Consider the following 26,541-nt stretch of genomic DNA (forward strand, 5'->3'; position numbering starts at 1 on the left):
CTTACTCACTATAATGTTAAAATAGGTTCATGACTCGACAACAACACGACCAATTTGCAAAACAATATTTAGAGGAACTGTTGTCACCGTTGGGAACAGTAGAAGTCAGTCGGGAAGTGACTGATGAAGTTCGTCAGGTGGATATTTTCTTTTCTCCTATTCCATCACCCAAAGTTGATCCACAATCTTTAGGATTACTAGGTAGAATAGCACAAAGTACCGCTTTATTAGAACCTTTTCGTAACCAACCGAGTAAAACGGAGGTACGTAACTGTATCATAAAATTGTTTTCTGTTTATGGCGATTTTCAACGGAAAGCTAAACGAGAAAATACTTCTTTAGCAGAAACTAATTTACCACGTTTGTGGGTTTTAGCTCCCTCTGCTTCTCCTGGTTTAATAGAGAGTTTTGGAGGTAAACTAGATTTAGATAATTGGCTACCAGGAGTATTTTTTCTCCCGGACGCTTTCAAAACGGCAATAGTAGCAATTAACCAGTTACCTGTCACTGGTGAAACACTGTTGTGTAGGTTGTTAGGACGGGATAAGGTTCAAGAGGAAGCAGTAAAAGAATTACTTGCACTACCACAGGAAAACCCATTACGTCATAATATTTTAGAACTGGTTTTTAGTTGGCGTGTGAGTTTACAAACTCAAGACATATTAACAGAAGATGACCAGGAGTTAATTATGAAGTTGACAGCAGCTTATCAAGAAGCAAGGGCTGAGGCTGTACAAGAAGGACAGCGTGTGGTTTTGGAAAGTTTATTAAAGGTCAGATTTGGTAATTTGGATGATGAATTATCTACGATTATCAATAATTTGCTAAATTTTCCACCGGAAGAATATACTCGTTTGTGTTTACAATTATCCCGTGAGGAATTGTTAGCGAGATTTAACAATTAATTTTAGCCGTAGGTTGGGTTGAATAAAATAAAACCCAACCTTTAATTTATTATTTACAATCAGGCAGATTATTTTTATCAGTTTGTAAAGTTACTTTTTGACTATCAGCCGTGAGAATTACTTTACCATTTTCACCAATTATCCAACCTTGGGCTTGTTGAATTTTTTGAGGATGATTTGTATTTTTTTGAGTAACTTTGACTGGAGAATTAGAAACTTGTGTAACTACTTCTGAATTATTTTCCCATTCTACAAAAGCAGGAGAATTGCTAATTAATTCATAACTATCTAAAGGTAAACCACCTTTACCAGTAATAGTGAAAGAATTACCACCAGCAATTTTATCATCTTTGATAGCACAAACATTTTTATTGAGACTTTCTATATTGATAAAGTCAGGAGATACTTGAGGTAAGTTTTGTTGATTTGTTTCGATGCTAACAATACCATCTATGCCTAACTTGGAACTAGCAATAAAATCACTTTCTGGAGTACGTTCTTTGATAAATTGACGAAAACCAAATATACCTACAGCTTTCCCTGTAACTGTACCCCCTGTTCCAGCAAAAGCATTAGCAACAATATCACTATTTTCATTAAGAAATGCTAAAACAAATCCACCTGCATTGATATTGATATTACCACCATTTCCTGCATTTCCTGCTTCCGCAGAAATCAGACTATTGTTTCTTAATTCAATATTTTCAGCAATCTTTAAATTAATATTACCTCCTTCACCTCCAAAAGTTTCTGCACTAATTGTGCCTCGATTATTTAAAGTTAAATTACCAGCTTCAATTTTTATATTACCTGCTATTCCTGTCCCTTGACTATCCACTTTAATACTTGCTCCATTTTCAATCAGCATAGTAATAGGGTCAATATCAATACTACCACCTGCTCCAGTTGAACCTTTTTTTGTATTCGCAAATATTCCTGTATCTTCTCCAGTTAAATATAGATTATCTTTAATTTTTAAAATAATCGTACCTGCTTGTCCAGCAGCAGAGGTTGTTGTGATTAATTTTCCACCAGATTCAGTTTTGAAGTCATTAGCATTAATTTGAATATTTCCACCTTTACCAGAACCAGATGTAGCAGCAGAAACATTAGCAGCATTTTGAATATTTAATTGTGGTGTAATAATTTGAATATTACCTGCATTACCTGTACTTGTTGTTTCTACTGTCAATAAACTATTACCACTAATATTAATCTCTTTTGAAGCATTAATAATAATATTACCACTGTTCCCTTGACTGGTAGTCAAAGCCGCAATTCCTGCAAGATTATCAATATTGATTCCATCAGCGTTACTAATATTGAATCTATTAACATTAGTAATATTGACTTCATCAGTATTACTAATATTGACTTCATCAGTATTACTAATATTGACTTCATCAGCATTAATAAGAATGCTACCACCATTACCTTTCTCTATGGTAGCAGCGCTAATTCCTGCTCCTCGTCCTTGGATGTTTAAATTTTTAGTTATGATTTTAATTATACCTGCATTCCCTTGACCAAAGGTATTAGCAGAAAGTTCAGAACCATTTAGCAGTTCTAGAGATTTGGTAGAGATTTCTACACCTCCTGCGTTTCCTACTGCGTTTGGTGCAACTTGGCTACTAACACCACTTTTACCATCAAATTTAACGGTATCAGTAGCAGTAATCTTCACATTACCTGCATTCCCTTGACCAAAGGTATTGGCATTAAGTCTAGAATCACCCAGCAGTTCTAGAGATTTGGTAGAGATTTCTACACCTCCTGCGTTTCCTACTGCTCTTTCTTCTACAAGACTCTCAGCAGCACTTATTCCCTCAAACTTGATAGTATCAGTAGCGGTAATCTTCACACTACCTGCATCTCCCTTACCAAGGGTACTGGCAGAAAAGTAAGAACCATTTAGCAGTTCTAGAGATTTGGTAGAAATTTCTACACCTCCTGCGTTTCCTACTGCCTCTGACTCGACGCGACTAACAGCAACACTTTTACCATCAAATTTAATGGTATCAGTAGCAGTAATCTTCACATTACCTGCATCTCCTTTTCCCGATGTACTAGCAGAAAGTCTAGACTCATTCAGCAATTCTAGAGATTTAGTGGAAATATCCACATTCCCGCCTTTGCCTACTGCTCCTTCTTCTGCTGTACTGAAAGCACCACTGGAAGGGTCACTATTCCATATATTGTTTCCTGTGCCATCAAAAATTACAGTTTCGCTGTTAGTAATTGTGATGTTTCCTGCGTTTCCATTTCCAAATGTGCCAGCAAATAATTTACTACCATTTTTGACAGAAAGTGAATTACTTGAGATATTTACATCTCCTCCATCGCCTTGACCATTTTTTCTAATTTGTGTAATTAAAGAGCCACCACTATCAAGAGAAACAGTAGGAGCTTTTATATTTATTGAACCACCATTACCTATTGATGCCTCACCTACTTCACTAAAAATGACTGCATTATTGTTAATAGCAACTTCTTCACTGGCTGTAATATTTACGTTACCCGCTTGTGCTTTTAGGTTATTTTCGCCTTTACCATTAATAATACTAGCAGCAACTATAGCTTTATCTTTAATAAAGATTGAGCGTGCTATTATATTAATATTATTACCATTTCCTATTCCTTCATTTGCTACATCAGTGCCAACAGTAGCATCTCCATTTTGTTGAGTTCCAGCCAATTCAACTATATCACTGGCAGTGATGGTTATACTACCTGCATTTCCTTGTCCACCATCATTTCGTGATAAGATTCTAGCATTATCTTTGACTGATAATGAACCAGTTGTAATTATAATATTACCTGCATTTCCCTTACGAACAGTAGATGTTTCTATGCGAGATTTATTTAATAAATCAATCCTATTCAGTGCATCAATAGATATATCACCTGCATCAATATTTTCGTCATTAGCCTCTATAATATTACTGTTTTTAGTATTTAAATTAGAATTATCAATTATGACATTTATAGGTGAAAATGGTTCATTTAAAGTTTGAGATTTACCGATAAAGATACGTCCAAAATTTCCCTCACTGGATACATTACTATTATTAATCTCTATTTGTTTACTGGCATTTAATATAATATCTCCAGCAAATTCAGAGCTAGTGTTATTGGTGCTTAAAGTAGAATTATTGATGATAATATGTTGAGGTAAAAAGGTATTAATAGGGTCTTGAAAACTACCAATTTTAATTACACCAAAGCCATTAGCATTTGTACTATTAATTTTAGCGTTTGTAATTGTAACTTGATTAGGGGCATTCAAATTAATATCTCCCCCTGCTTGTAATTGACCAGATAAACTAAGATTATCTGCATTAAATGTTAGATTTTGACCAACTTCCAAATTACCTTCATTTTTAATTTCTGATTGCTGAGTTATTAAAGCATTTTTGAATAATGCTCCTGGTTGCACAGAAAGTAAATTACTACCTTGGGGATTAGTTGCACTAAATAAACCATCCTCTCCTAATTTAATACTATCCGCAGTTGTAGCAGTAAATGATCCACTAATATCTAAACTGGCATTTTGTCCAAAAATAATTCCATGGGGATTAATTAAAAATAAATTTGCTGTTCCTTCTATTCCTAACTTTCCTAAAATATTAGAAACATTACCACCAGTGACACGAGTTAATATATTGTCAATTCCTGTAGGATTTGCAAAATAAACACTTTTACCTGCATCTACATTAAATTCTTGAAAACTATGAAATAGATTTGTATCTCTCGTAGCACCACCTTCTATTCTGTCTTTGGAAAGATTAATTTGGTTCACAATTGAGCTTTCTGTACCTAATGTGTTATCTGGTGTAAGTTGAGCAAATGCACTTTGATTTGTAATTGTGCCACCAATAATAAATAAAGTGGTTAGTCCTAATTTGCAATACTGCTGTGTTTGAGGCTGCATTTTTAAAATCCTTGCTTTGACCTAACTCGCTTTATCTGTAATAATACTATATATTTACGTAAATATTTATAGAAAGATGAGAAATAATGGTTAGAATTACTTATAGGTAAATTACGGAGGTTTATAAGGTGAAGGAGAATGTTTTCCAGGTAAACTTTTTTGCATATTTCTGGCGATATCATACTATACGGTCTAGTATGTATCTTAAATATGAATGACTATGTTCGGTAAAATAAAATTTGCGGCGATTATTGTAGGGGGTACAGCAGGGATATTGTGGGTTGTAAATTTACCTTACCCCATGATTCGTCAACCTGTAGCTCAAGCAGCGCCATTGCTGTTATTACCCAGTTTTATGAGTATGGATCTTCACTACCGAGGTGCTATTGATTCTCTGGAACAGGCAGATCAATTAATTAGTAAAGCTACTAGCATTGCAGATATTGAACGGGGTGGAGAAAAAGTCAAAGATGCTAAAAAACACTTGGAATATTTACCAGTTTGGTTTTTGGGTTACTATCCTCAACGTTATTGTACTTTATTTGGTTGTTCCTGGAAGTTTACTTTTGATGAATTTGAACAAGCACGTCAGCGAGTAGCACGGTTAGAAGCTGTGGCTTTTCAGGATAAAAATGCTTTAGTACCATTTAATGAAGCACAGAAAGCGTTACTGACAGCAAAGCAGGAATATCAAGAAGCGAAAAATACAAAAGATCGAGAAATTGCGATCGCATCTTGGCAAACAGCTATAGATAAATTAGATCAAATTTCTCAACAAACATTCGCTGGTAAAAATTCCCAAACTCAACTTGCAGCCTACAAACGTGATTTTGAAAATGTGCAAATTAGTAATTTTATTGCTGCTGCCCAGGAATTTGATTTAGAAGCCCAGAAAGTTAAATCTACAAACTCTCAAGCAGCATCCGAATTATGGCAACAAGCAATTACTAGACTTGAACAAGTACCAAATAAAAATCCCCGTTATTTAGATGCACAAAAATTAATAGCTGCATATCAAGTCAAACAAAATACTGTTGTTGATCAACGCAGTTCGACTTTAATTGAAGCTGGAAAACAGTATGCTTTAGCTGCTGCGAAATCTGCCCAAAATCCCCCTCATACAACTCAAAGATGGGGACAAATTGGTGAATTATGGGAAGATGCAATTCAGCAATTAAAAAGAATTGAAGTTACTGAACCTAGTTATGTGGAAGCGCAAACATTAATAGCACAATATCAAACCAATTTAGGAACTATTAAGATTCGTCAGCAAATGGAAAGTGATGCAGTGGAAATTCTTAACGAAGCTAACAAAGAAATTCAACGATTGATTGCTTCTCCACCAACTGACAAAAATCAAATTAGAGCCGAAATTCAGGGAGTTATGACTCAACTTAATACCATTAAACCAGGGACTACTGCTTATGCTGAGTCACAACGATTATTGACATTAGCCAATCAAAGAATTCAGCAATTAAAGTAATTCGTTTTTCTTAATAGTCGAAAAATCAAATTATGCTGTGGGGATGAATGTTTGGCAAGTGAGGATTTTCACCTCACCTATATTAGGAATATTTGCGCGGTATTCAAAGTTAAATTAATGTAACCAAGGACGGGAAATTTTTTCTAATTCGGCAATTTCATCTTCAGTCATTTTCCAACCTAAAGCACCAACATTTTGTTTAACTTGTTCAGCATTTTTAACTCCAGCAATGGGAATTACATTACCTTGGGCAATTAACCAATTTAAGGATACTTGAGCGGGAGTGCGATCGTATTTTTCACCAATTTCTCTTAATAAAGATAAAACTGGGGCGATTTTATTTAAACCATCTCGACTAAATCGCGGATCTATGCTTCTTGCGCCCGTAGGATTTTGAGAGGGTGTATACTTACCTGTGAGTAATCCTTGCGCTAAGGGACTATAAGCTAAAATAGTTACACCTAAATCACGGGCTGTTTGAGAAATGCCTTTACCTTCTATTTGGCGTGTTAGTAGAGAATAACGCACCTGATTTACAGCCAAAGGTACACCTCTAGCGGCTAATAGCTGGTGTGCTTCTCGCATTTGGGCGGCTGAATAATTACTCACACCAACTGCACCAATTCTCCCCCGTTTCACTTCATCTGCAAGGGTATTCATCAGAGTTTCTTGGCTCAAAAATAAAGTGAAAGGCCAATGAACTTGATATAATTCAATTTTCTCAACTTGGAGACGTTGAAGACTAGCGGTTAAGGCTTCAGATACAGATTTACCATCCCAACGCCAAGGTAAGGGGCCAAACTTTGTGGCAATTTGCACTTGTTGGGAGGTTTGTTTCATGAACTTTCCTAACAACTGTTCTGAAAGTCCTAAACTGTAAACTTCCGCAGTGTCAAAGAAAGTGACACCAGCATCTAAGGCTGCGGTAAAAGCTGCTTGTAACTGTTCTTCTCCGTAGCTGTCGCCGTAGTTCCAAAATATTTTATCACCCCAAGCCCAAGTCCCTATACAAAGAGGGGGAACAGCGAGACCATTTTTTCCTAATGTGATGGTTTCCATTTTGGTCAAATTGGTTATATTTACATTTCTTTACTTTCTTAGTCTATCTACGACTAATGCAATTAGACCAAAAACTGTATGTAATGGTTTCCATTTTGGTCAAATTGGTTATATTTACATTTCTTTACTTTCTTAGTCTATCCAGGACTAATGCAATTTGACCAAAAACTGTTCACTGTCTACATGGTTTGCTGATAGCGTAAGGGTGGCGTTAGCTATAAAAGTCTTTCGGTTAGGGGCGTATACATGACGGGAGATGGAAGTATCAGTATTCGGTGTAAGTGTACGGGCAAAGTAAGTAAGTGTAAGGGCGAAGCATTCGGAAAATAAACTTGGGAAAAACCGATAAATTATCGTCCGAATGCTTCGCCCCTACAGGAGTAATTACAAATTACAAATTACGTTTGCAACTCGGCTCTTAATAACTTTTGCCGGTATACCCACTGCAATGGAATAAGGGGGAATATCTCTATTGACAACCGCACCTGCACCAATAACGCTACCTTTACCAATAGTAACGCCATCTAATACAGTTACTCCATGTCCTAACCAGCAGTCATCTTCAATGGTAATTCCTTGGCGAGTAATACCTTGATCCTTTATTGGTAACAATGGATTGCTAAAAATGTGATTATTAGCATATAGTCCAGAATGGCTCGCTATCATACAGTGTTTACCAATGTGGATATCTCCAGGTCCGGCAATACAAACGTTAGGAGCAATAAAAGTATTTTCACCTATGTGTATGCAGGTATTTTCTAAACAACCTATATCCACATTGCGCTCAAGTGCTACTCCATTTGCTAAATGAATTTTATTGTTTGGGTGTCCTTTGGCATCTAAACGCACATTTTTAAATATATGTACCCCATTGCCTATTTCAATACAAGCAGTAGAGAAAAACTCTACATCATGCTGAATGTAAACTTTATTACCAAGAACTGCAAAAATATGTTGATATATTAATCTTCTTAATTGAGGACCCAGGGCAATATTAGGAATACTTCCTAATAAGGTGGTTATTAATAGTTCTTGGAATCGCTTTAATTTTGCAGAATATTGTTGGTTAATCATAGCTAAAAATATCTCCAATAAATTATTTAGACAAGGTGAAAAATTGATATTTTTTTGTATCTTGTGGTGTAGGACTATTATTTGATTTTTGCATAATGCCTACTATTGACCACTGAAGATTGTTCCCAAATGATTGAGAATTTCTGTATTTCTAGATGCAGTTAATTAGTAATTATTCACCATGAAGCCCAATGTGAGATTATCCTAAAAACAGTCCGCAGTCTCTTGGAAATCTATAATACCAATCTTTTTTTCGAGTTAGAAGCCTGAAGATGTAGAGAATTAGTTAAGTTGGTTTAGGAAAAGGTTTTGCTTTCTCTTTTACCCTTTTTCATTAATCGAGAAGTCTTGGTAGTAAAAGACATTTTTGTAAACTAAATCATGATTTGGAATTTTAAAAATGCTTAATCTCTAAGCTTGCTAATGTTGTGAGATTGGTAGTTGATTTTTGCCGTTTTGTACTAGTAAGAATCAACAAGTATGGAACAATAAGAGTACATTGACAAAATTGAAAAGTTTTTGATGCAACTATAGATACAGTTGTGTATTTTGGTAACAAGCGGAAGAAAAACTTATCAATTTATCATTTTCAATTACCTATCTGGCAATGGTAGAAGATTGAAAATAAGGAAAGGTTTTTTGCTGTTTATCTTGCAAAAAAGAAATTTTAAACAAAATTAACCAATTGTCCATTGTTGAAGAGTGTTTCAAGAAATAAAATACCCAGTCATGCTTTACTCCGTTTAGCATCTTGGAGATTTTTGACTACACTGCATTTTAGATGGCTATAAGTAGGTAGATGCTAATCAACCCAACTATGTAACGAACTGTAAATTACCCAAAACTCTTGGGATTGCTGCGTTCCACTCCGTTCCACTCGCAATGACATAGTTATAAGTTTTCCCACCTACCTACTTAGTTGGCATGATAACAGAGAATTCATCTGCCACGCTCCGCGCACAAAATGATACTTCTGAATCATTTTTCAGTTAGAATACTCTATACGTACCTCAGCAAAATTAATTATAAGATAATCGAGCAGGTTCAATATCTGATCAAGCCATTGATTGATAAGAGTTTTAGATACCTTTTCTATCTTGCTTTTAATTAAACTTGCCTACTTACATTTTTTAGAAGCAGAGGAATCTTTGTAATCTTGTTATGTTCTCTGTTTACTTGCCAAAATGTGCATTTTTTGGCACTACTACTTATAAATAAATTTAAGGTGGATTATCACCAACGTCTGCCATTACATTAAAATTCACCATTGGTGCAAACAAGACAGCACTCCCCCGATTGCTGTGACGGCTTTCTTGTAAAAATTTTCTAGAGTATATGGCTCTAATCATGTTGCACAAAGATGATTTATAGGCTAACTAAATTACACTTTTAATTACATAATTGTTAATTAAAAACAATTGCTTTTAAGCATAGCATATTTTTAATTGGTGGGACATTTTTTTTAATTAGCCCTGGCGACTAGAAGTCGTAGCTACACAGACAAAACCCACCTCCGTGGGTTTCAAATTCTTGATTTTCTTAGGACTTGACTTATGTCGTAGCGCCTAAAACTTTCAAACATTCTCTAATTTTGTGAATTCATAAACAAATTCAGTAAAGATATTTCTGAATATCCGGATAGGGGAAGATTAGATCCGGATAACTACAGCACATTGGGGGTAAATACTGTCATGATTGTTAATTGGCAGTAAAAATGCTACATATTTAATCTAAGTTTTTAGCGATCGCTTTTCCCGAAATACAGCAACTATAAAGCTGGTTGGGATATCAACTAAATGATACACACAGACTTTCCAGCCTGTTCCCTGTGATAGAAGTACACCCACCCTTGGTATTGCTATATTGCCTAACCAAAGGACACATAATTAAATTTTACTAAAGCTTTGGTAATAACTTAGGAAAACCCCTAGACTCATGAAAGCTATTGGCGTAATGTCTATCTAGACAATTAAATGATTATCAATTCTTAACAAAGTCATCAAAAATTCACAAACATAGTATAAAGAGTTGGCAACATTAAGTAAAAACAGTAAACAATAACCATAGCTGAACTTAAAAGTTTTTCTAAACTATGCAGCCAATTCGCACTTTTAACGTATCTCCTTCACTACCATCCAGGCTAGAACCTTTGCGGAAACTGGCATACAATCTTCACTTTGATTGGAATGTTGAGAGCAAAGACTTATTTCGGCGCTTAGATCCTGACTTGTGGGAATCAAGCCATCATAATCCAGTCTTAATGCTGGGAACAATCAGCCAAAAGCGGCTGCTAGAAGTTGTCGAAGATGAAGGCTTTTTAGCACAAGTAGATCGAGCCGCGCGGCAATTAGAAGATTATTTGCAAGAGCGCACTTGGTATAAAAAACAAAGAAATCAACAAACCAAAGAATGTTACGCCTATTTTTCGGCTGAATTTGGGTTAGTAGATTGTTTACCTGTGTACTCAGGTGGTTTGGGCGTACTAGCAGGAGATCACCTCAAATCGGCTAGTGATTTGGGATTACCGCTGGTAGGCGTAGGGTTACTGTACCAACAAGGCTACTTTGCTCAGTATCTTAATGCTGATGGTTGGCAACAGGAACGCTATCCCATCAATGATTTCTATAATATGCCCTTGCATTTAGAACGGAATCCTGATGGTACAGAACTGCGAATTGCGGTAGATTATCCAGGACGCAAGGTATATGCACGAGTGTGGCGTGTCCAAGTAGGGACAGTACCCCTGTATATGCTTGATACCAATATCGAACCCAATAAGGCTTACGACCACGACATCACCGATCAATTGTATGGTGGTGATATAGATATGCGTATCCACCAGGAAATTATGCTGGGCATAGGTGGAGTGCAAATGCTGAAAGCCTTGGGTTATGAGGTGACAGCTTATCACATGAATGAAGGTCATGCGGCCTTCTCTGCTTTAGAACGGATTCGGATTCTGATTCAGGAAGAAGGACTGAGTTACAGACAAGCTAGACAGGTAGTATCCTCTAGCAATATCTTCACTACTCACACTCCCGTACCCGCTGGTATTGACTTATTTGCCCCCGATAAGATTTTGTATTATCTGGGTTACTACGCAGATATCTTTGGTTTACCTAAAGAGCAATTTTTAGGTTTGGGAAGAGAAAATACTGGTGATTTGTCTAGCCCCTTCAGTATGGCAGTTTTAGCCCTGAAGATGGCGACATTCTCCAATGGTGTGGCACAATTGCATGGTGTTGTCTCCCGGCAGATGTTCCAGGGTTTGTGGCAAAAAGTTCCTGTGGAAGAAGTGCCAATTACCGCTATTACTAACGGGGTTCATGCTCGCAGTTGTGTGAGTAAATCTACTCAGGAATTATACGATCGCTATCTTGGTCCAAACTGGTCATCAGCACCACCAGATAACCAATTGTGGGAACGAATGGATGGGATTCCTGATGAGGAATTATGGCGCAACCATGAACGCTGCCGCTTGGATATGGTTTTGTATGTCCGAGAACATTTAGTGAAGCATTTACGCGATCGCGGTGCTTCGGCCTCGGAAATTGCCCAAGCCCAGGAAGTTCTTGATCCTAACGTTTTAACTATTGGTTTTGCCCGTCGCTTTGCCACATACAAACGCGCTACCTTATGGATGCGTGATTTGGATAGAATCAAGCGGATTTTGCTAGGGAATAAAAACCGCAAGGTGCAGTTTGTCATTGCTGGGAAAGCCCACCCTAAAGATATTCCGGGGAAAGAATTAATCCGGGATATTAATCACTTTATCCATGAACAACACTTAGAAAAACAAGTGGTGTTTGTTCCTAACTACGATATTCACATCGCTCGCTTGATGGTAGCAGGTTGTGATATCTGGTTAAATACCCCCCGTCGTCCCCGTGAAGCTTCTGGTACAAGTGGCATGAAAGCCGCAATGAATGGTTTACCAAACTTAAGTGTACTTGATGGCTGGTGGGATGAAGCTGATTATGTCCGCACTGGTTGGGCAATTGGCCATGGGGAAAATTACGAAGATCCCAATTACCAAGATGAAGTAGAAGCTAATGCTCTTTATGAGTTACTAGAAAAGGAAGTTGTTCCCTTATTCTATGATCATCGTGATGGTGATGGCTTACCTCGTCCTTGGGTGGCAAAAATGAAGGATGCAATTCGCTTGAATTGTCCTTTCTTTAATACAGCCCGGATGGTGCGAGAATATGCAGTTAGGGCTTATTTCCCGGCGAGCGATCGCTATCATACCCTCACTGTTGATAATTATGCCCCAGCCAAGGAATTAGCCGCTTGGAAAGCGAAACTAGGGGAACATTGGTTTAACATCAAAATCAAGGATGTTGACGTATCCGCAGCATCAGATATTGAAGTTAATCAAACTGTAGCGGTAAAAGCTAAGGTTGATTTAGCAACTTTGAAAAATGATGATGTTCAAGTAGAACTCTATCAAGGTTCTATTGATGCCAATGGTGATATTGTCAATGCTATCCCTGTCGTCATGGATTACCAAGGATCTGATCCAGAAGGTTTAAGTGTTTATACGGCAAATATCACTTACACTATTTCTGGTTTGCAAGGTATGTCTTTGCGTGTTTTACCTCGCAATCAATACCTCTCTAGTCCTTATGAACCCAGGTTAATCGCTTGGGCTGAATAATATCATTGCGTAGAGGCGTTCCATGGAACGTCTCTATAAGGGAGTTAGGGAGCAGGGGAGCAGGGGAGCAGGGGAGCAGGGAGCAGGAGGTAGGAGAAATAATTCTTACCAATCACCAATCACCAATTACCAATCACCAATTACCTCTGAAATTCGCTGTGGGATAACAATATAGCCAGTGGTATCATCACCTAATACTAGGTTGCGTTGTGTCCCCCAATACCACCAGTAAGCGGCTACATAAGCGCAAATGAGGCTATCGAGTTTATCTTCTGTTTCTTTGAGTTTTGCACCTGTATGGGGAAATTGACCACAGATAAACGCAGATAGATGTAGATGAGGAGAGATAGATGGTAAGACTTCTAGAATGTAATTATATAGTTTAATCAATTCTAATTGGCGATCGCTCAGTCGTCCTTTTTTATATTTGAGAATTCGTTGTAAATTAAATAAATTAACTATGGCTGGGTGCGGGAAAACCTCGATTTGATATCTTCCCAGTTTTTGTGGTTCAATAGTGGGAGCATGGACAAAGCCGCGGGATTCTAATTCTAAACCAAAGTTAATTGTCCGTTCTGCAAAGGCTAAATTTTGGTTGGCTGGATAGCAACCAGCATGATATTTACCAAAATATTTATGACTAAGTTTATCAGGTAAACGACTTCCAGTCGCATTGGGTATCAGCGTTGGGGCATCAACAGCCACAATAGCAGATTCGTCTAATTTTACACTTTTATCAATCCAAGTCAGGATATCTGCAATAGAGTCTTGGCGATCTAAATCCAATAATTGCAGTTTTCCATCTCTTAATTCTAAACAGCATAGTCCACTTGGTTGAGACTTCCAGCCCAAATCAATACCAATAAATTTCATTTAGCACACAAAAACACCCAATTTCTAATTATAGTAGACATCTCCAGAAAAGAATCTAGAGACCTTCCATGGAAAGTCTCTATCTTTTCACCTGTGCCGAGTTGTGTAAGTCCTTTAAATTAACAGCGATAGCGATATTGGGCGTTGCTGATTAAGAGTATGATTTTGTTTCACGCAGAGGCGCAGAGTCTACAGAGAGTAAGAGTTTGAAATCATTGATTTTTGAATTTCATACCCTAATTCAGCAACGCCGAAATTGGAAAATTCCAAATTTTCAACTTTGCGCCTTTGCCCCTTTGTCTCTTTGCGCGAAATATAAATTATACCGCCATTAGGCAACACCAAATCAATTCACAGTTTCTAACTCTAAACTAATGGCTTTTTGTTGCCGTTCCTGTTGCTGTAATTCTGCTAATTCCGATTCTATTTCTGCCTTCACCTCATGACGGAACTTGAAAAAATGTTCGCCTGTACCTAAAGCAATTAAATAATCATATAATAGATGAGGTTTACGCCCTGCCATTGTTATTAATTGCTGCCAAAAAACAAACCGTGTAGAACGTAATACCCCTTGTCGCCAACAAATAGACATTAAAAATTGGAACTCTGGTTTAGTTAAAGTTCTTTCATATTTAGCCCGCCAACCTTCCATCATCATAAAATGTTTAAACGTCCGTTTCAGATATGGCATAGGTTCATATAAATTCCAAAAAGTTTCAATAAACTCCTCAGCAATTTGCGACATTGGTCGAGTCGGAACAAAATTCATCAAAGCTTTTTGAGAACCGACAAATTCACCTAATCCATCCATTAACCGTCCTTCTTTTTGCAGACGAGTCCACATAGCCGTATTGGGTAAAGCTTGGAGTAAATTTAGATGAGCTTGGGGAATACAGGTTTCTTCTACAAACTCTTGAATTCGTTTACCTGCACCTGGTTTTTCCCCATCAAATCCCAAAATAAAACCAGACATAATTTGTAATCCGGCTTTAGTAATTTTATTGCAAGATTCCACTAAGGAATTCCGAGTATTTTGTGGTTTATTAATGCCGATTAGACTATCTACATCAGGAGTTTCAATCCCCATAAATACTTGAACAAAACCAGCTTTTACCATCAATTCTAATAATTCATCATCTTCCGCTAAATTCAAAGAAGCTTCTGTTAATAACGCAAAAGGATAATTACGTTTTTCCATCCAAGGAATTAATTCCCTTAAAAAGACTTTAGCATTACGTTTATTGCCAATAAAGTTATCATCAACTATGAATACATAACGCCACCAACCCATCTGATATAATACATCTAATTCTGCAAGAATTTGTTCAGGTGTTTTCGTCCGGGGTTTGCGACCAAAAAGCGTAATAATATCGCAAAATTCACACTGGAATGGACAACCCCGTGAAAACTGCACAGTCATTGCTGTATAAGCATTTAAATCTAATAAATCAAATCGGGGTAAAGGAGTTGTGGTGACATCTGGTTTTTCTGTAGCGCGAAAAATTCCCTTTTCTTCACCCTTTTCTAACGCCTCTAAAAACATGGGAATGGTGATTTCCCCTTCATCTAAAATTAAATAATCTGCTCCTGCTTCTAAAACAAATTCTGGCACAGATGTGGCAAATGGTCCACCTACTGCGACCTTTTTACCTAACTTTTTACCTTTCCTAATTAATTCGCCAAAATCTTGTTTTTGAATAATCATTGCAGAGATGATCACAATATCGCACCATTCCCAATCTGCATCTGTTTCTAGACTGATATTGCGATCGCTCAATCTGAATTCCCAATCACTGGGTAATATCGCTGCAACCGTAATTAAACCCAATGGCGGGTTTGTAGCCCGCAAATTAGCTAAATTAAGGGTTTCCTGGTAAGACCAGAAGGAATTAGGCATTATTGGCCAGATTAATAAGGCTTTCATCAATCATCTGCCTCTATATTTATTTAAGTTCAAAACCCATTTAGTCTTGAACTATAAAAGCTGGGTTAGTTAGTTTTTATCTCTCTAAAGGTACAGATTCTTTTAGTTTGATTCTTTAGAAAAGAAATCCGTGAAGTAGGGATCAGAAACAGAGTAGTAAACAAAATTTATCTGCGACTGAAACATGAAACAAAATATATGGTAAATTTACCTGAAAATAGCTATAATGTTGTTGTGTTAACTGAATGCGTGTTATTAGCAAAAAAATACTTAGAGACTTTTGGGGAAAGCACTCCCAAGCGGAATCAGGACTTTTACTATGGTATCAGCGCATATCTGATTCTCAATTAGAAACTTTTAATGATGTTAGACAAATTTTTCCATCAGCAGACTTAGTGGGTAACTTGACTATTTTTAATATCAAAGGTAATCATTATAGGCTGATAACCTATATAGATTACGAATATCAACTTTTATTTATCCGTGCTGTACTCACTCATTCTGAATACGATAAGGAGAATTGGAAAAATGACAACTGGTTTAAAAACTCCTAGTAACTACTATATCAAGCTAATTACCACATTTCCGCCACGGCCAATTACCAATGAAGATGAATTAATTGCTACGCAAAATCAAATTAATTCTATTTTGGATCAAAGAAATATTACACAAGATGATCGAGACTATCTTCAGGTTCTTGGTACTCTTGTTTATGATTATGAACAACAACATGAAATAATACCTCCTCTAAAAGGTATTGCACTCCTTCAAGCTTTACTAGAAGAATCTAATCTGCAACCCAAAGATTTAGTTGCTGTCTTAGAAAGTGAGTTCATAGTTTTAGATATTCTTGATGGTAAATGCCAATTAACAGAAAAACAAACTCAAGAATTAGCAGTTTTTTTCAAAATAAATCCTACTTATTTAGCTGAATAATGGCTTGACTAGGTAATGTTTAAAATTATTAATTGTTAATAAACTTATGGCAAAAATCGGAAAAAGACAAAAGATACTTTTCATTAATCCCATCACTAATCCCCAATGACTACTAAAATGAGTGTTGTAACCGCCCCATTTACAAAGCGGGGAAGAGGAGATAAATAACGGATAATTATGGGTAAGCAGCGCGTTTTGTCGGGAGTTCAACCAACTGGTAACTTACACTTAGGAAACTATTTAGGTGCGATTCGCAACTGGGTAGAAATTCAAGACCAATATGAAAATTTCTTTTGTGTGGTAGATTTACACGCCATCACTGTACCACATAACCCCGCCACTTTAGCGGCTGATACTTACAACATTGCGGCTTTATATTTAGCTTGTGGCATTGATTTACAGCATTCTAGTATTTTTGTCCAGTCTCATGTTTCCGCACACAGTGAACTTACCTGGTTGCTAAATTGCATTACTCCCCTGAACTGGTTGCAAGATATGATCCAGTTTAAAGAAAAAGCCGTTAAACAAGGGGAAAATGTCGGTGTTGGTTTGTTAGATTATCCCGTACTCATGGCGGCGGATATTCTGCTTTATCAAGCTGATAAAGTGCCTGTAGGTGAAGATCAAAAGCAACATTTAGAACTAACGCGGGATATCGTCAATCGCTTTAATCATCAATTTGCGAAAAAAGCGCCTGTATTAAAATTACCAGATCCTTTAATTAGAAAAGAAGGTGCAAGGGTGATGAGTTTGACAGATGGAACTCGGAAAATGTCAAAATCTGATCCTTCAGAATTAAGTCGGATTAATGTTTTAGATTCACCAGAGGAGATTACGAAGAAGATTAAACGCTGTAAAACTGACTTGGTGAGGGGTTTAACCTTTGATGATGTAGATCGTCCAGAATGCCATAACCTGTTAACTTTGTATATGCTGCTGTCGGGAAAAACTAAGGAAGATGTAGCAGCAGAATGTGCAGATATGGGTTGGGGACAATTTAAACCTTTGTTGACAGAAACGGCGATTCATGCTTTAAAGCCAATTCAAGACAAATATCAGGAGGTAATGGCCGATAAAGGTTATTTAGACTCTGTGTTGCGGGATGGTGGAGAGAAAGCCAGAGCGATCGCTAATCAGACTCTAGCAGATGTGAAAGCTGCTTTGGGTTTCTCTGTCCCTCTCTAAGGTTTAAGCTTTTAGGTGTAATTTGTTTTACCCTTTAAGAAAACCGAAGTGATAACATTATGCCGGATACCCATAGCTCCAGTGCTTTTAATAACTTCCGTAAAGCCGCCCTTGCTGGTGACTTTTTAATTACCGCCGAAGTTGCACCTCCCAAGGGAGGAGATCCCACCCATACCATCGAAATGGCAGCGACTCTTAAGGGAAGGGTTCATGCTGTCAATATTACTGATGGTAGCCGTGCCGTAATGCGGATGTCTTCGTTGGTAGCCTCGGTGATTTTATTGCAGAATGGTATTGAGCCGATTTGTCAGTTTGCTTGCCGCGATCGTAATAGAATCGGAATACAAGCAGATTTAATGGGCGCTCATGCTTTGGGTATCCGCAACATTTTAGCTTTAACTGGCGACCCTGTAAAAGCAGGTGATCATCCTGATGCAAAACCTGTTTTTGATTTGGAAGCTGTGCGGTTATTGCAGTTAATTAGAAACATGAATCAGGGTGTTGATTTTAATGAGAAACCCCTCACTGATGGAGCATTAGATTTATTTGCAGGTGCAGCAGTAGATCCCCAATCTAAAAGTTGGTCAGGTTTGCAAAGTCGTTTTGAAAAGAAAATAGCAGCCGGGGCGCAATTTTTTCAAAGTCAATTAATTACTGATTTTGAAATATTAGAAAAGTTCATGGATAAAATTGCTTGTGGTTACAACAAACCAATTTTAGCGGGAATTTTTCTCTTGAAATCGGCAAAAAATGCCCAGTTTATTAATAAGGCTGTTCCCGGTGTGAATATTCCTGAACACATTATTGAGAGATTAGCAAAAGCGAAACATCCTCTAGAAGAAGGAATCAAAATTGCAGCAGAACAAGTGCAAATTGCGCGGGAATTGTGTCAAGGTGTGCATTTGATGGCGGTGAAGCGGGAAGATTTGATTGCACCAATTTTGGATTTAGCGGGGGTGGAGAAAGTTAGTTAGGAGGAAATGCGATCGTATTAACTTATGTGCGATCGCTTTACCTCCTAATTTTGCTAAACTAGAATAAACCTCACACCAGCAGGAGGATATATGACTTTTACAACTGATATCCAGGAAGATCCAGACTTACGCCCTTACCCAGAAACCTCTCTTCCAGATCATACCCAACTACCAGACTCTAACGGTACTTTTGTAAAAAATTTCCAGGCACATCCCCAAAGCATTCTACTAACAGAGTCCATCACACAAGTATTACAAAAACTCCATCCAGATGAACAATATACTATAGGTCAAGATTGCGGTATCTATTGGCGTATTACCGAGCCACCAGAAAAAGGTGCAGAAGCCCCAGACTGGTATTATGTCCCGAATGTCCCACCTTTACTCAATGGTAAAACCCGACGTTCCTATGTACTGTGGCAAGAATATATTTCGCCATTAATTGTGTTAGAATTTGTTTCTGGAAATGGTGCAGAAGAGCGAGATAAAACGCCTTGGAAAGGTAAATTCTGGATTTATGAACAAGTCATTAAACCCGCTTTTTATGGCATTTATGAAGTGAATAAAGCAAGTGTAGAAGTTTATGAATTAATTGGTGGACAATATCAGTTATTAACAGCAAATGAAAGAGGACATTATCCAATTACAACTATGGGTATTGAGTTGGGTTTATGGCAGGGAGAATATAAAAATATGGAATTACCCTGGTTGCGGTGGTGGGATTTGCAAGGTAATTTGTTATTAACTGGTGAAGAAAGAGCAAATCGCTTGGCAGCACAATTGCGTGCTTTGGGAGTTGAACCGGAAGCTTAATATTATTTGGATTTTGGGTTAAAAATGCGATAGTATCAATTTTAGATTTACGAGAAGTGGGAGAAGATATAAATAGAATTAGTAAGGAGTAAATGCCGTGATAGATTTGAATGATAACAACACAGAATTACTTGATGATAAAAATTTAGATGTAGAAGATAGTAATGATCAACAATATGAGAAAGATACTTTCATATATGACCCCGATCAGATTAATATTAGCACGAAAGAACCTACGATAGAGCTATTACTCAAGAGAATAAATAAAGAAGAACTTGACTTAGCACCTGATTTCCAGCGTCATGCCGATATATGGCAAGAAGATGCTCAAAGTAGGTTAATAGAATCTATAATAATTCGTATTCCTATACCAGCATTTTATATAGATGCTACTAATGAAGATAAATGGTTAGTAGTAGATGGATTACAAAGATTATTCGCACTAAAACGGTTTATGCTTGACAAAGAACTAAAACTTTCTGGGTTAGAGTATCTTACCCATCTCAAAGATAAAACCTTTGATGAAATTGATCGCCGATATCAACGTCGTCTTGAAGAAACTCAACTAACAGTATATTTAATTGAAAAAGGAACACCGCCAGAAATTAAGTATAATATTTTTAAACGTATTAACACGGGAGGATTAGCTCTATCTCCTCAAGAACTACGTCATGCTCTCAATCCTGGTAAGGGAACAAAATTTTTAACTAAACTTGCTGGATCTTCCGAATTTCTGCAAGTAGTTCAACTAGACAAAAAACGAAAAATGCGGATGGAAGATCGAGAATTTATACTTGGTTTTCTAGCTTTTACCTTAACTCCTTACGAAGAATACAGTAATAATAGAGATACTTTTTTAACCAAAGCACTATCTAAAACCAATAGACTTACAGAAACTGATTTAAATCAAATTGAAAATAATTTTCAACGAACTATGATTGCTGCTTGGAATCTCTTTAATAAAGATGCTTTTCGTAAAATATCTACATCCCAAAAACGGCAATATCCAATAAATAAGGCTTTGTTTGAGGCTTGGTCTGTAAATATTAGTAAATTAAATGATGAACAAATGAAAATATTAATAAGTAAACGGGAAGAATTAATCAATAAATTTATTGATAATATGGATAATGACAAAATTTTTCTAAAATCTATTTCACAGGCATCTGAAAAGGTTCAATACCGATTCAGCATTATAGAAAAAATAATTCAAGAGGTACTTTCATGATTGTTTCCATAAAATTGCAAAACTTCAAACCTTTTCAAGAGCAGTTACTTCCATTCAAACCTTTAACACTTCTGTCTGGTTTGAACAGTACCGGTAAATCTTCAATTCTACAATCATTGCTTTTACTGCGTCAGTCTTATTTACAGAAATTATTACCAGAAAATGGACTAACGCTGAATGGTGATTTAGTTAATATTGGGACAGTAAAAGATGCTCTTTTTGAAGGAGCAAAAAAAGAAGATTTTATAATTTTCGATATTGTTTGGTCAGATGGAAAACAAGGAATATGGAAATTTCAAGAAACAGAAAATTTGGATAATAGTTTTATTAATCTTTTTTCAAAAATAAACGATGAAGTTTATCAAACTAGCCTATTTACGAAAAATTTCCATTATATTCCAGCAGAACGTATAGGTTCAAGAGCTTTTAATAAAATATCTTATGACAAAGTACAACGTCTAGGAACGTTAGGTAATAGATGCGAATATACTATACATTTCTTAGAAATTAATGAAAGTAAGGATATTTTTGATACGAAATTAAGTCATCCAAATGTAAAATTTTCCCAATCCCAGTATGATGGTCCAGAAATTCTATCCTTAAAACTAATAGATCAAGTAGAAGCATGGATGGGAGAAATTAGCCCTGGTACACGCTTCAAAATTAAATCAAGCCTCGATATGGGTGTCATAAATATACGGTGTGGTTCTGGAGATAGTAACCGTTATCGTTCTACTAATGTAGGATTTGGAATTATCTACACGTTACCAATTATTGTAGCTGTACTTGCATCCCCTCCTGGTACATTAATTCTAGTTGAAAATCCAGAAGCACATCTTCACCCTAGAGGACAAGCAAAAATGGGAGAATTATTAGCATTAGCAGCTAGTTGTGGTATTCAAGTGGTGATAGAAACCCATAGTGATCATGTTTTAAATGGTATTCGTTTAGCTGTTCATGGAGGGAAAATTAAACCAGAAGATGTGCAATTACATTATTTACAACGTCAAGAAAAACAAAAACAAGCTTTTACAAAAGTTATTTCACCACGCATTGATCGAAATGGCAGGATTGATAGATGGCCTGATGGATTTTTTGATGAGTGGGAAAAAAGTTTGGATATTTTGTTAGAACCTGCGGGAGAGTAAATTGTGGAAATTGACTTAATATTAAATGAACTCTCTCTACAAAATCCTGCTTATGATCAGCAAACAGCACGAGAATGGATGTCAAACTTCATTAAAACTGTTAAAGCAGTAAAATCTCAAGGAGTAAAAGTTTATCTTCGTACTCAATATGATTTTTATAAAACTATACTTGCCCATGAATATCCTTTACGTAGCTGGCTAAATGATCAAGAAGTAGCAAAAGAAGAACAGATTTTTATTAAAACTTTAGCTACAGGAAGTCCTTTTTCCACGAATATTATCAATTCAGAAATTCAAGATATTGAAAATAATCAAGGATTATCAGAATTTTATTATCAAGGAATAGTTGCAGTTGGATTAGGTATTGCTTATTTACTTGATATATTAGGAATTAATACATTAGCAATTAGTTTTATATCAGATGAATGCTGGAATTTAAGCAACTTGGAAATCAACTACCTAGAATATACGGAAAATGGTGAAGAAGATAGAAAAATTTTAGAAATTCGTCACGCTAGTTGTAATATTCATGTTCAAGATCATACTGAATGGATACAAGGGCAAATTCAAGCATCTATTACTGATGGTGAGGATATTTGGGATAGAAAAGAAGAGTTATTTCCTAATCTAGAATTTTGTGATCATGTCAGCAAACAGTTAAAAAATATTCAATGTAGACAATTAGAATTAGCACCAGTATATAAAACCCTAATTGAACTTCAGAAATGTTGTCAAAATTGGAAAAGTGGAGGATTTAGTGTCACAGGTTATTCTCTTGATGAATCTGGAGAAAGTGAACCAACTTTAAACAAATATGGACAAGAAAGACTATTTACTTGTCCTGATGATGAGGAACGTTTATTTGAACGTCATATTAAATTAAGGTTTTGTAATTGGCGGATTCATTTCTTTCCATTGCAGCCAGGAAAAATTATTATTGGCTATATAGGTCGTCATCTTCCTACAGTAAATTATCGAACATAATTATTAATGCTGTTCATAATTCATTTTTTATACTGCTTTTCCACAGCTAAATATTGCGGCACATCCATCAATTCTTGAAAATCCTGAAAGTTCATCAAACCAGATAAATTATCAGCCGTTCCCTGTTCCTTCCAATAACGAAAACAAACATTCATAACTTCATTTACAGCCATGAGTGCAGTCAGGGGAAATGATCTAAATTATTTTGACAAAATGTAACTTATATGAGTAGAGAAAAAAAGAATCTAATGACAAATAAATAGTGATCTAACTTAACCCTTAGAGATGTAAACATTCCGCACTTCATACTATTTATTGAAATGCGGAATGTGGAATAAAATCACAGCAATTTGAGTTAGATATTTTAATAACTACATCTAACCACCTATTTGTCCCAGCATTGTTTGTACCCGTCCTACTCCTTCTGTATCATTTCCCCGGCGATACAAATCTAATGCTTTTCTAAGAACACTGTTGGCTTGTGTAGTTTGTCGTCGCTGCTTGAACATTGTACCCATTAATTCATAGATACGAGGATTATTTCTATCAAGATTAATTGCTTGTTCATAAGCCCACATAGCTGCTTTATAATCACCTAAACTAGTTTGAGCAACTCCTAATCCTAGATAAGCGTTGATATTATTACGATTCAATTGGATAGCACGACGATAAGCTTCTTTTGCGCCGTTGTTATCTCTTGTGTTACTTTTTATATAACCAACAGCATAGTAAAAATCACTACTATTAGGATTAATAGCGATCGCTCGCCGATAAGCAGCTAAGGCTAAGGGAAAATTCCCTTGTTGTGTATATAAATAGCCAACACCTGCATGAATTCTGGCATTCCTGGGATCTAACTTAGCGGCTCTTTGATAAACAGCGATCGCTCCATTATAATCTCCAGAATCTACCAGTCTTTTTCCCTCTTCTATCAAATTTTTCAACTCTGAATTCTTAGCTTGTGCAACTAATACATCGGTTTGTGCTACTACAGGTGTACTAGTAACAAAACATCCTAATAATAAGACAGTTAACACAAATGATGTTTTTTTGTACATAGTAAAATTTCCTACAGTCTGTTAAATTATTTTTATTTGTACATTAAAACAAAAATATCTCTTTTTGTAATGCGTATTTATTCACATTCACAGAATATTAATAATTTATTAAATAACTTGACACACCATTATAGCAATGAATTAATACCTTCGCCAAGCAATAAGGACAAATAATCATGCAAATATCTTGATTGACCCAGAATTTCATAAATTTCCATCTCACTTATGACTAACTATATAATATATGTTATTTTTAAATTGTCAGAAACCTTACCACAGCCAGAGCAGATTGCAAGTGCATAAGGTAAAACTGAAAATCAAAATATGGCTTAGTCCTTCTTTTTATTAAATTTATGCTTCTAACTACTACTGATGTTATTCAAGGCGCTGTAATTCAATCATATCTAGGTATTGTGACAGCAGAAGTTGTCTATGGTAGCAATTTCTTACGAGATTTTTTAGCGAGTATTCGAGATATTGTTGGTGGACGCACCGGTAGCTACGAGCGGTTATTTGAAGAAGGACAACGAAAAGCAATGGAAGAATTAGAACAAAGAGCGCAACGTTTAGGCGCAGATGCTGTCATTGGTATCGCCGTTGACACCGGCACAATTAATGTTGATCAATCTGGTGTTTTATTAGTAATTACAGCCACAGGGACAGCCGTCAAAATTCGTTAATATTTCCCTGATTTTTTAATTTATCAATTAAGCTTATCTAGTCAATTTATGACCAAAGAAAGAGTAAACAAGTCTTTCTATTGATAGATATTTAAAATCATAATTAGCGATTTAATTTTAAACATAAGCATAAAAAAGAGCGTTGAGAAGAAAAAATTCCCAACCAGGGTTTTTTCTCAAAAAATATACAATACCTGAGCAACTTTGCTGCAATAGCAAGGGAGAAAAATAGCTATGTCATACGTAAATCGGGTAGGTGAGGAAATTAGTCCTCCTGAGTCTTTGGTAGCTAGTCGAGTCACTGAATATCGGGACCGTGTGCGGTGGGGTCCTATTATTTCTGGTGTGTTAGTAGCTTTAGCAACTCAACTAATCTTGAGTTCCTTTTTTAGCGCCCTGGGTACAGAAACAATTGCTGAATCATTCGCACCGAGAACAATTACCCCTAATATTATTAGTAATGTTGGAATTTGGTCAACACTTGCTTTACTATTGTCCCTATTTATTGGCGGTTGGATAACAACCCGTGCTTGTGGTCCAATGCACAAAGATACAGCACTACTAAATGGTGCAATTCTTTGGGCAACAACTCTAGCATTTAGCTCCTTTCTATTAGCAAATGGAGTATTAGGTGCTTTTGGTGTAGCTGCTTATAATGCAGCAGATCTTATTAATCAACTACAGCTACAAGGCAATTTGGTAACGCCGAATATACCCGTCTTGACTGCCGAACAGACCCGTGATATTGCGGCTGCAACTTCGAGAACTTTGTGGTGGTTTGTCTTTGGTTCTCTCTTAGGTTTAGTTGCTTCTTTAATCGGAGCAGTAGCAGGTGCGCGTACCCCTTCTAGAACTAATAATTACAATTCTTGACAACTAGTACCGCAGGGCGGAATTAATAATTAAAAATTAAAAAAGCAGATAAAACCAGCTTGTTCTTAATTTTTAATCGTTTGAAAACGCCATGATGTACTAACTATAAAAACCAATTAATTTATAAAGCACTTTCTCCAAGTGCTTTTTTTATTATTTAAAAATTACCAATTATTAACTACCTACCACTTCAAAAACGCCTCCTCAACTCCATATTCTCGCCTAACTTTTGCATCTATTTCAAACCAAGTAATAATTTGTTTTGTGGTTAACTCCTCAATAGGAACTTCATATTCCTTAGCAATATGTTGTAAAATTCTCAAAGAAGAAATAGTCAATCTAGTTAAAAACTTTTCCGGAGAAGACAACAAAGCTGCATCAACTTGGGCTGATTCTTCTGAAGATAAAAATTGAGTTGATGATTGATTAGGTGCGATATCCATAAAATTCAAAGATCCGTTTAATTACGAAATTGCCTTTCTAATATTAAATCATATTATAGCGGTATGCACTCTTTGTGAGATACAGTCAGCTAATCGCAAACTCAGTAGGGGCGCAGGGTCTGCGCCCTCGATTGTATTGCATCAAGGGCGATAACCGCTATATAGTAGCACGTTTTTGAATACGGTCATACTCCGAGGACATTTCCAGACTTATTTGGGACATAAAATCAAAAAGATCATGAGTTTTAACTTCTTTAAAATCCATAAAATTCAAATTTCTGTTTAATGGCGTAATTGCATTGATACTATCAAT

22 protein-coding genes are annotated in these 26,541 nt (G+C 36.3%); 13 read left to right on the top strand and 9 right to left on the bottom strand.

The window, feature by feature from the left end; all coding sequences use genetic code 11:
- The first annotated feature begins 29 nt into the window (after window positions 1-29).
- On the top strand, window positions 30-905 hold the full coding sequence (locus FJR04_RS21265) for a hypothetical protein (protein ID WP_168498513.1): 876 nt from the start codon (window positions 30-32) through the stop codon (window positions 903-905).
- A gap of 49 nt (window positions 906-954) precedes the next feature.
- Here FJR04_RS21265 and FJR04_RS21270 read toward each other — a convergent pair whose 3' ends face one another.
- Complete coding sequence (locus FJR04_RS21270) at window positions 955-4,836, bottom strand: filamentous hemagglutinin N-terminal domain-containing protein (RefSeq protein ID WP_168498515.1); 3,882 nt, start codon at window positions 4,834-4,836, stop codon at window positions 955-957.
- Between the two features lie 220 nt (window positions 4,837-5,056).
- Between FJR04_RS21270 and FJR04_RS21275 the strand changes: the two genes are divergently transcribed.
- On the top strand, window positions 5,057-6,319 hold the full coding sequence (locus tag FJR04_RS21275; protein WP_168498517.1) for a hypothetical protein: 1,263 nt from the start codon (window positions 5,057-5,059) through the stop codon (window positions 6,317-6,319).
- 114 nt (window positions 6,320-6,433) lie between these two features.
- Here the strand turns inward: FJR04_RS21275 and FJR04_RS21280 are convergent, their stop codons facing one another.
- From FJR04_RS21280 to FJR04_RS26530, 3 genes are all read right to left on the bottom strand, one after another.
- The gene (locus tag FJR04_RS21280) at window positions 6,434-7,378 is read right to left on the bottom strand and encodes an aldo/keto reductase (protein WP_168498519.1); all 945 of its coding nucleotides are present in this window, start codon (window positions 7,376-7,378) and stop codon (window positions 6,434-6,436) included.
- Window positions 7,379-7,762: 384 nt separating this feature from the next.
- A complete protein-coding gene (locus tag FJR04_RS21285; RefSeq protein ID WP_168498521.1) occupies window positions 7,763-8,452 on the bottom strand; it encodes a DapH/DapD/GlmU-related protein in 690 nt (229 codons plus the stop codon).
- Between the two features lie 1,220 nt (window positions 8,453-9,672).
- Complete coding sequence (locus FJR04_RS26530; RefSeq protein WP_256366805.1) at window positions 9,673-9,801, bottom strand: hypothetical protein; 129 nt, start codon at window positions 9,799-9,801, stop codon at window positions 9,673-9,675.
- A gap of 743 nt (window positions 9,802-10,544) precedes the next feature.
- On the opposite strand from FJR04_RS26530, the gene glgP reads away from it, so the two are divergent.
- Complete coding sequence (gene glgP, locus FJR04_RS21290) at window positions 10,545-13,109, top strand: alpha-glucan family phosphorylase (RefSeq protein WP_168498523.1); 2,565 nt, start codon at window positions 10,545-10,547, stop codon at window positions 13,107-13,109.
- Between the two features lie 126 nt (window positions 13,110-13,235).
- On the opposite strand, the gene FJR04_RS21295 is transcribed toward glgP, so the two are convergent.
- Window positions 13,236-13,982, bottom strand: coding sequence for a DUF429 domain-containing protein (locus tag FJR04_RS21295; RefSeq protein WP_168498526.1), 747 nt, complete (start codon window positions 13,980-13,982; stop codon window positions 13,236-13,238).
- 346 nt (window positions 13,983-14,328) lie between these two features.
- Window positions 14,329-15,906, bottom strand: a complete 1,578-nt coding sequence (locus FJR04_RS21300; protein ID WP_168498528.1) for a B12-binding domain-containing radical SAM protein — start codon at window positions 15,904-15,906, stop codon at window positions 14,329-14,331.
- Between the two features lie 245 nt (window positions 15,907-16,151).
- On the opposite strand from FJR04_RS21300, the gene FJR04_RS21305 reads away from it, so the two are divergent.
- The 8 genes from FJR04_RS21305 to FJR04_RS21340 all read left to right on the top strand — a co-directional run bounded on the left by FJR04_RS21305 (window position 16,152) and on the right by FJR04_RS21340 (window position 23,174).
- Window positions 16,152-16,460 (top strand): type II toxin-antitoxin system HigB family toxin, encoded by a 309-nt coding sequence (locus FJR04_RS21305; protein WP_168498530.1) that lies wholly within the window; start codon window positions 16,152-16,154, stop codon window positions 16,458-16,460.
- Entirely contained in the window at window positions 16,435-16,842 is a 408-nt protein-coding gene (locus FJR04_RS21310) for a type II toxin-antitoxin system HigA family antitoxin (RefSeq protein WP_168498532.1), read from the top strand. The genes FJR04_RS21305 and FJR04_RS21310 overlap by 26 nt, the downstream gene beginning before the upstream one ends.
- Before the next feature lie 177 nt (window positions 16,843-17,019).
- Complete coding sequence (gene trpS, locus FJR04_RS21315) at window positions 17,020-18,027, top strand: tryptophan--tRNA ligase (protein ID WP_168498534.1); 1,008 nt, start codon at window positions 17,020-17,022, stop codon at window positions 18,025-18,027.
- Between the two features lie 59 nt (window positions 18,028-18,086).
- Window positions 18,087-19,001: a methylenetetrahydrofolate reductase gene (locus tag FJR04_RS21320; protein ID WP_168498536.1), complete on the top strand. Its 915-nt coding sequence runs from the start codon at window positions 18,087-18,089 to the stop codon at window positions 18,999-19,001.
- Between the two features lie 90 nt (window positions 19,002-19,091).
- A complete protein-coding gene (locus FJR04_RS21325) occupies window positions 19,092-19,814 on the top strand; it encodes a Uma2 family endonuclease (RefSeq protein ID WP_168498538.1) in 723 nt (240 codons plus the stop codon).
- A 97-nt stretch (window positions 19,815-19,911) separates the two neighbouring features.
- Window positions 19,912-21,042, top strand: a complete 1,131-nt coding sequence (locus FJR04_RS21330) for a DUF262 domain-containing protein (protein ID WP_168498541.1) — start codon at window positions 19,912-19,914, stop codon at window positions 21,040-21,042.
- The gene (locus FJR04_RS21335; protein WP_168498543.1) at window positions 21,039-22,190 is read left to right on the top strand and encodes a DUF3696 domain-containing protein; all 1,152 of its coding nucleotides are present in this window, start codon (window positions 21,039-21,041) and stop codon (window positions 22,188-22,190) included. The genes FJR04_RS21330 and FJR04_RS21335 overlap by 4 nt, the downstream gene beginning before the upstream one ends.
- Before the next feature lie 3 nt (window positions 22,191-22,193).
- Window positions 22,194-23,174 (top strand): hypothetical protein, encoded by a 981-nt coding sequence (locus FJR04_RS21340; RefSeq protein WP_168498545.1) that lies wholly within the window; start codon window positions 22,194-22,196, stop codon window positions 23,172-23,174.
- 20 nt (window positions 23,175-23,194) lie between these two features.
- Here the strand turns inward: FJR04_RS21340 and FJR04_RS21345 are convergent, their stop codons facing one another.
- Both FJR04_RS21345 and FJR04_RS21350 read right to left on the bottom strand, forming a co-directional pair.
- A complete protein-coding gene (locus tag FJR04_RS21345; protein WP_174763567.1) occupies window positions 23,195-23,347 on the bottom strand; it encodes a hypothetical protein in 153 nt (50 codons plus the stop codon).
- 204 nt (window positions 23,348-23,551) lie between these two features.
- Window positions 23,552-24,232, bottom strand: a complete 681-nt coding sequence (locus FJR04_RS21350; protein ID WP_168498547.1) for a tetratricopeptide repeat protein — start codon at window positions 24,230-24,232, stop codon at window positions 23,552-23,554.
- A gap of 353 nt (window positions 24,233-24,585) precedes the next feature.
- Between FJR04_RS21350 and FJR04_RS21355 the strand changes: the two genes are divergently transcribed.
- Together FJR04_RS21355 and FJR04_RS21360 are read left to right on the top strand one after the other, a co-directional pair.
- Window positions 24,586-24,912, top strand: coding sequence for a YbjQ family protein (locus tag FJR04_RS21355; RefSeq protein ID WP_168498549.1), 327 nt, complete (start codon window positions 24,586-24,588; stop codon window positions 24,910-24,912).
- 234 nt (window positions 24,913-25,146) lie between these two features.
- Entirely contained in the window at window positions 25,147-25,785 is a 639-nt protein-coding gene (locus FJR04_RS21360) for a hypothetical protein (protein WP_168498551.1), read from the top strand.
- 182 nt (window positions 25,786-25,967) lie between these two features.
- Here the strand turns inward: FJR04_RS21360 and FJR04_RS21365 are convergent, their stop codons facing one another.
- Window positions 25,968-26,228 carry a hypothetical protein gene (locus tag FJR04_RS21365; RefSeq protein ID WP_168498553.1) on the bottom strand — a complete coding sequence of 87 codons (261 nt, stop codon included), beginning with the start codon at window positions 26,226-26,228 and terminating at the stop codon, window positions 25,968-25,970.
- Window positions 26,229-26,541: the final 313 nt, after the last annotated feature.

This window comes from Anabaena sp. UHCC 0204, assembly GCF_009711975.1.
GTDB lineage: Bacteria > Cyanobacteriota > Cyanobacteriia > Cyanobacteriales > Nostocaceae > Dolichospermum.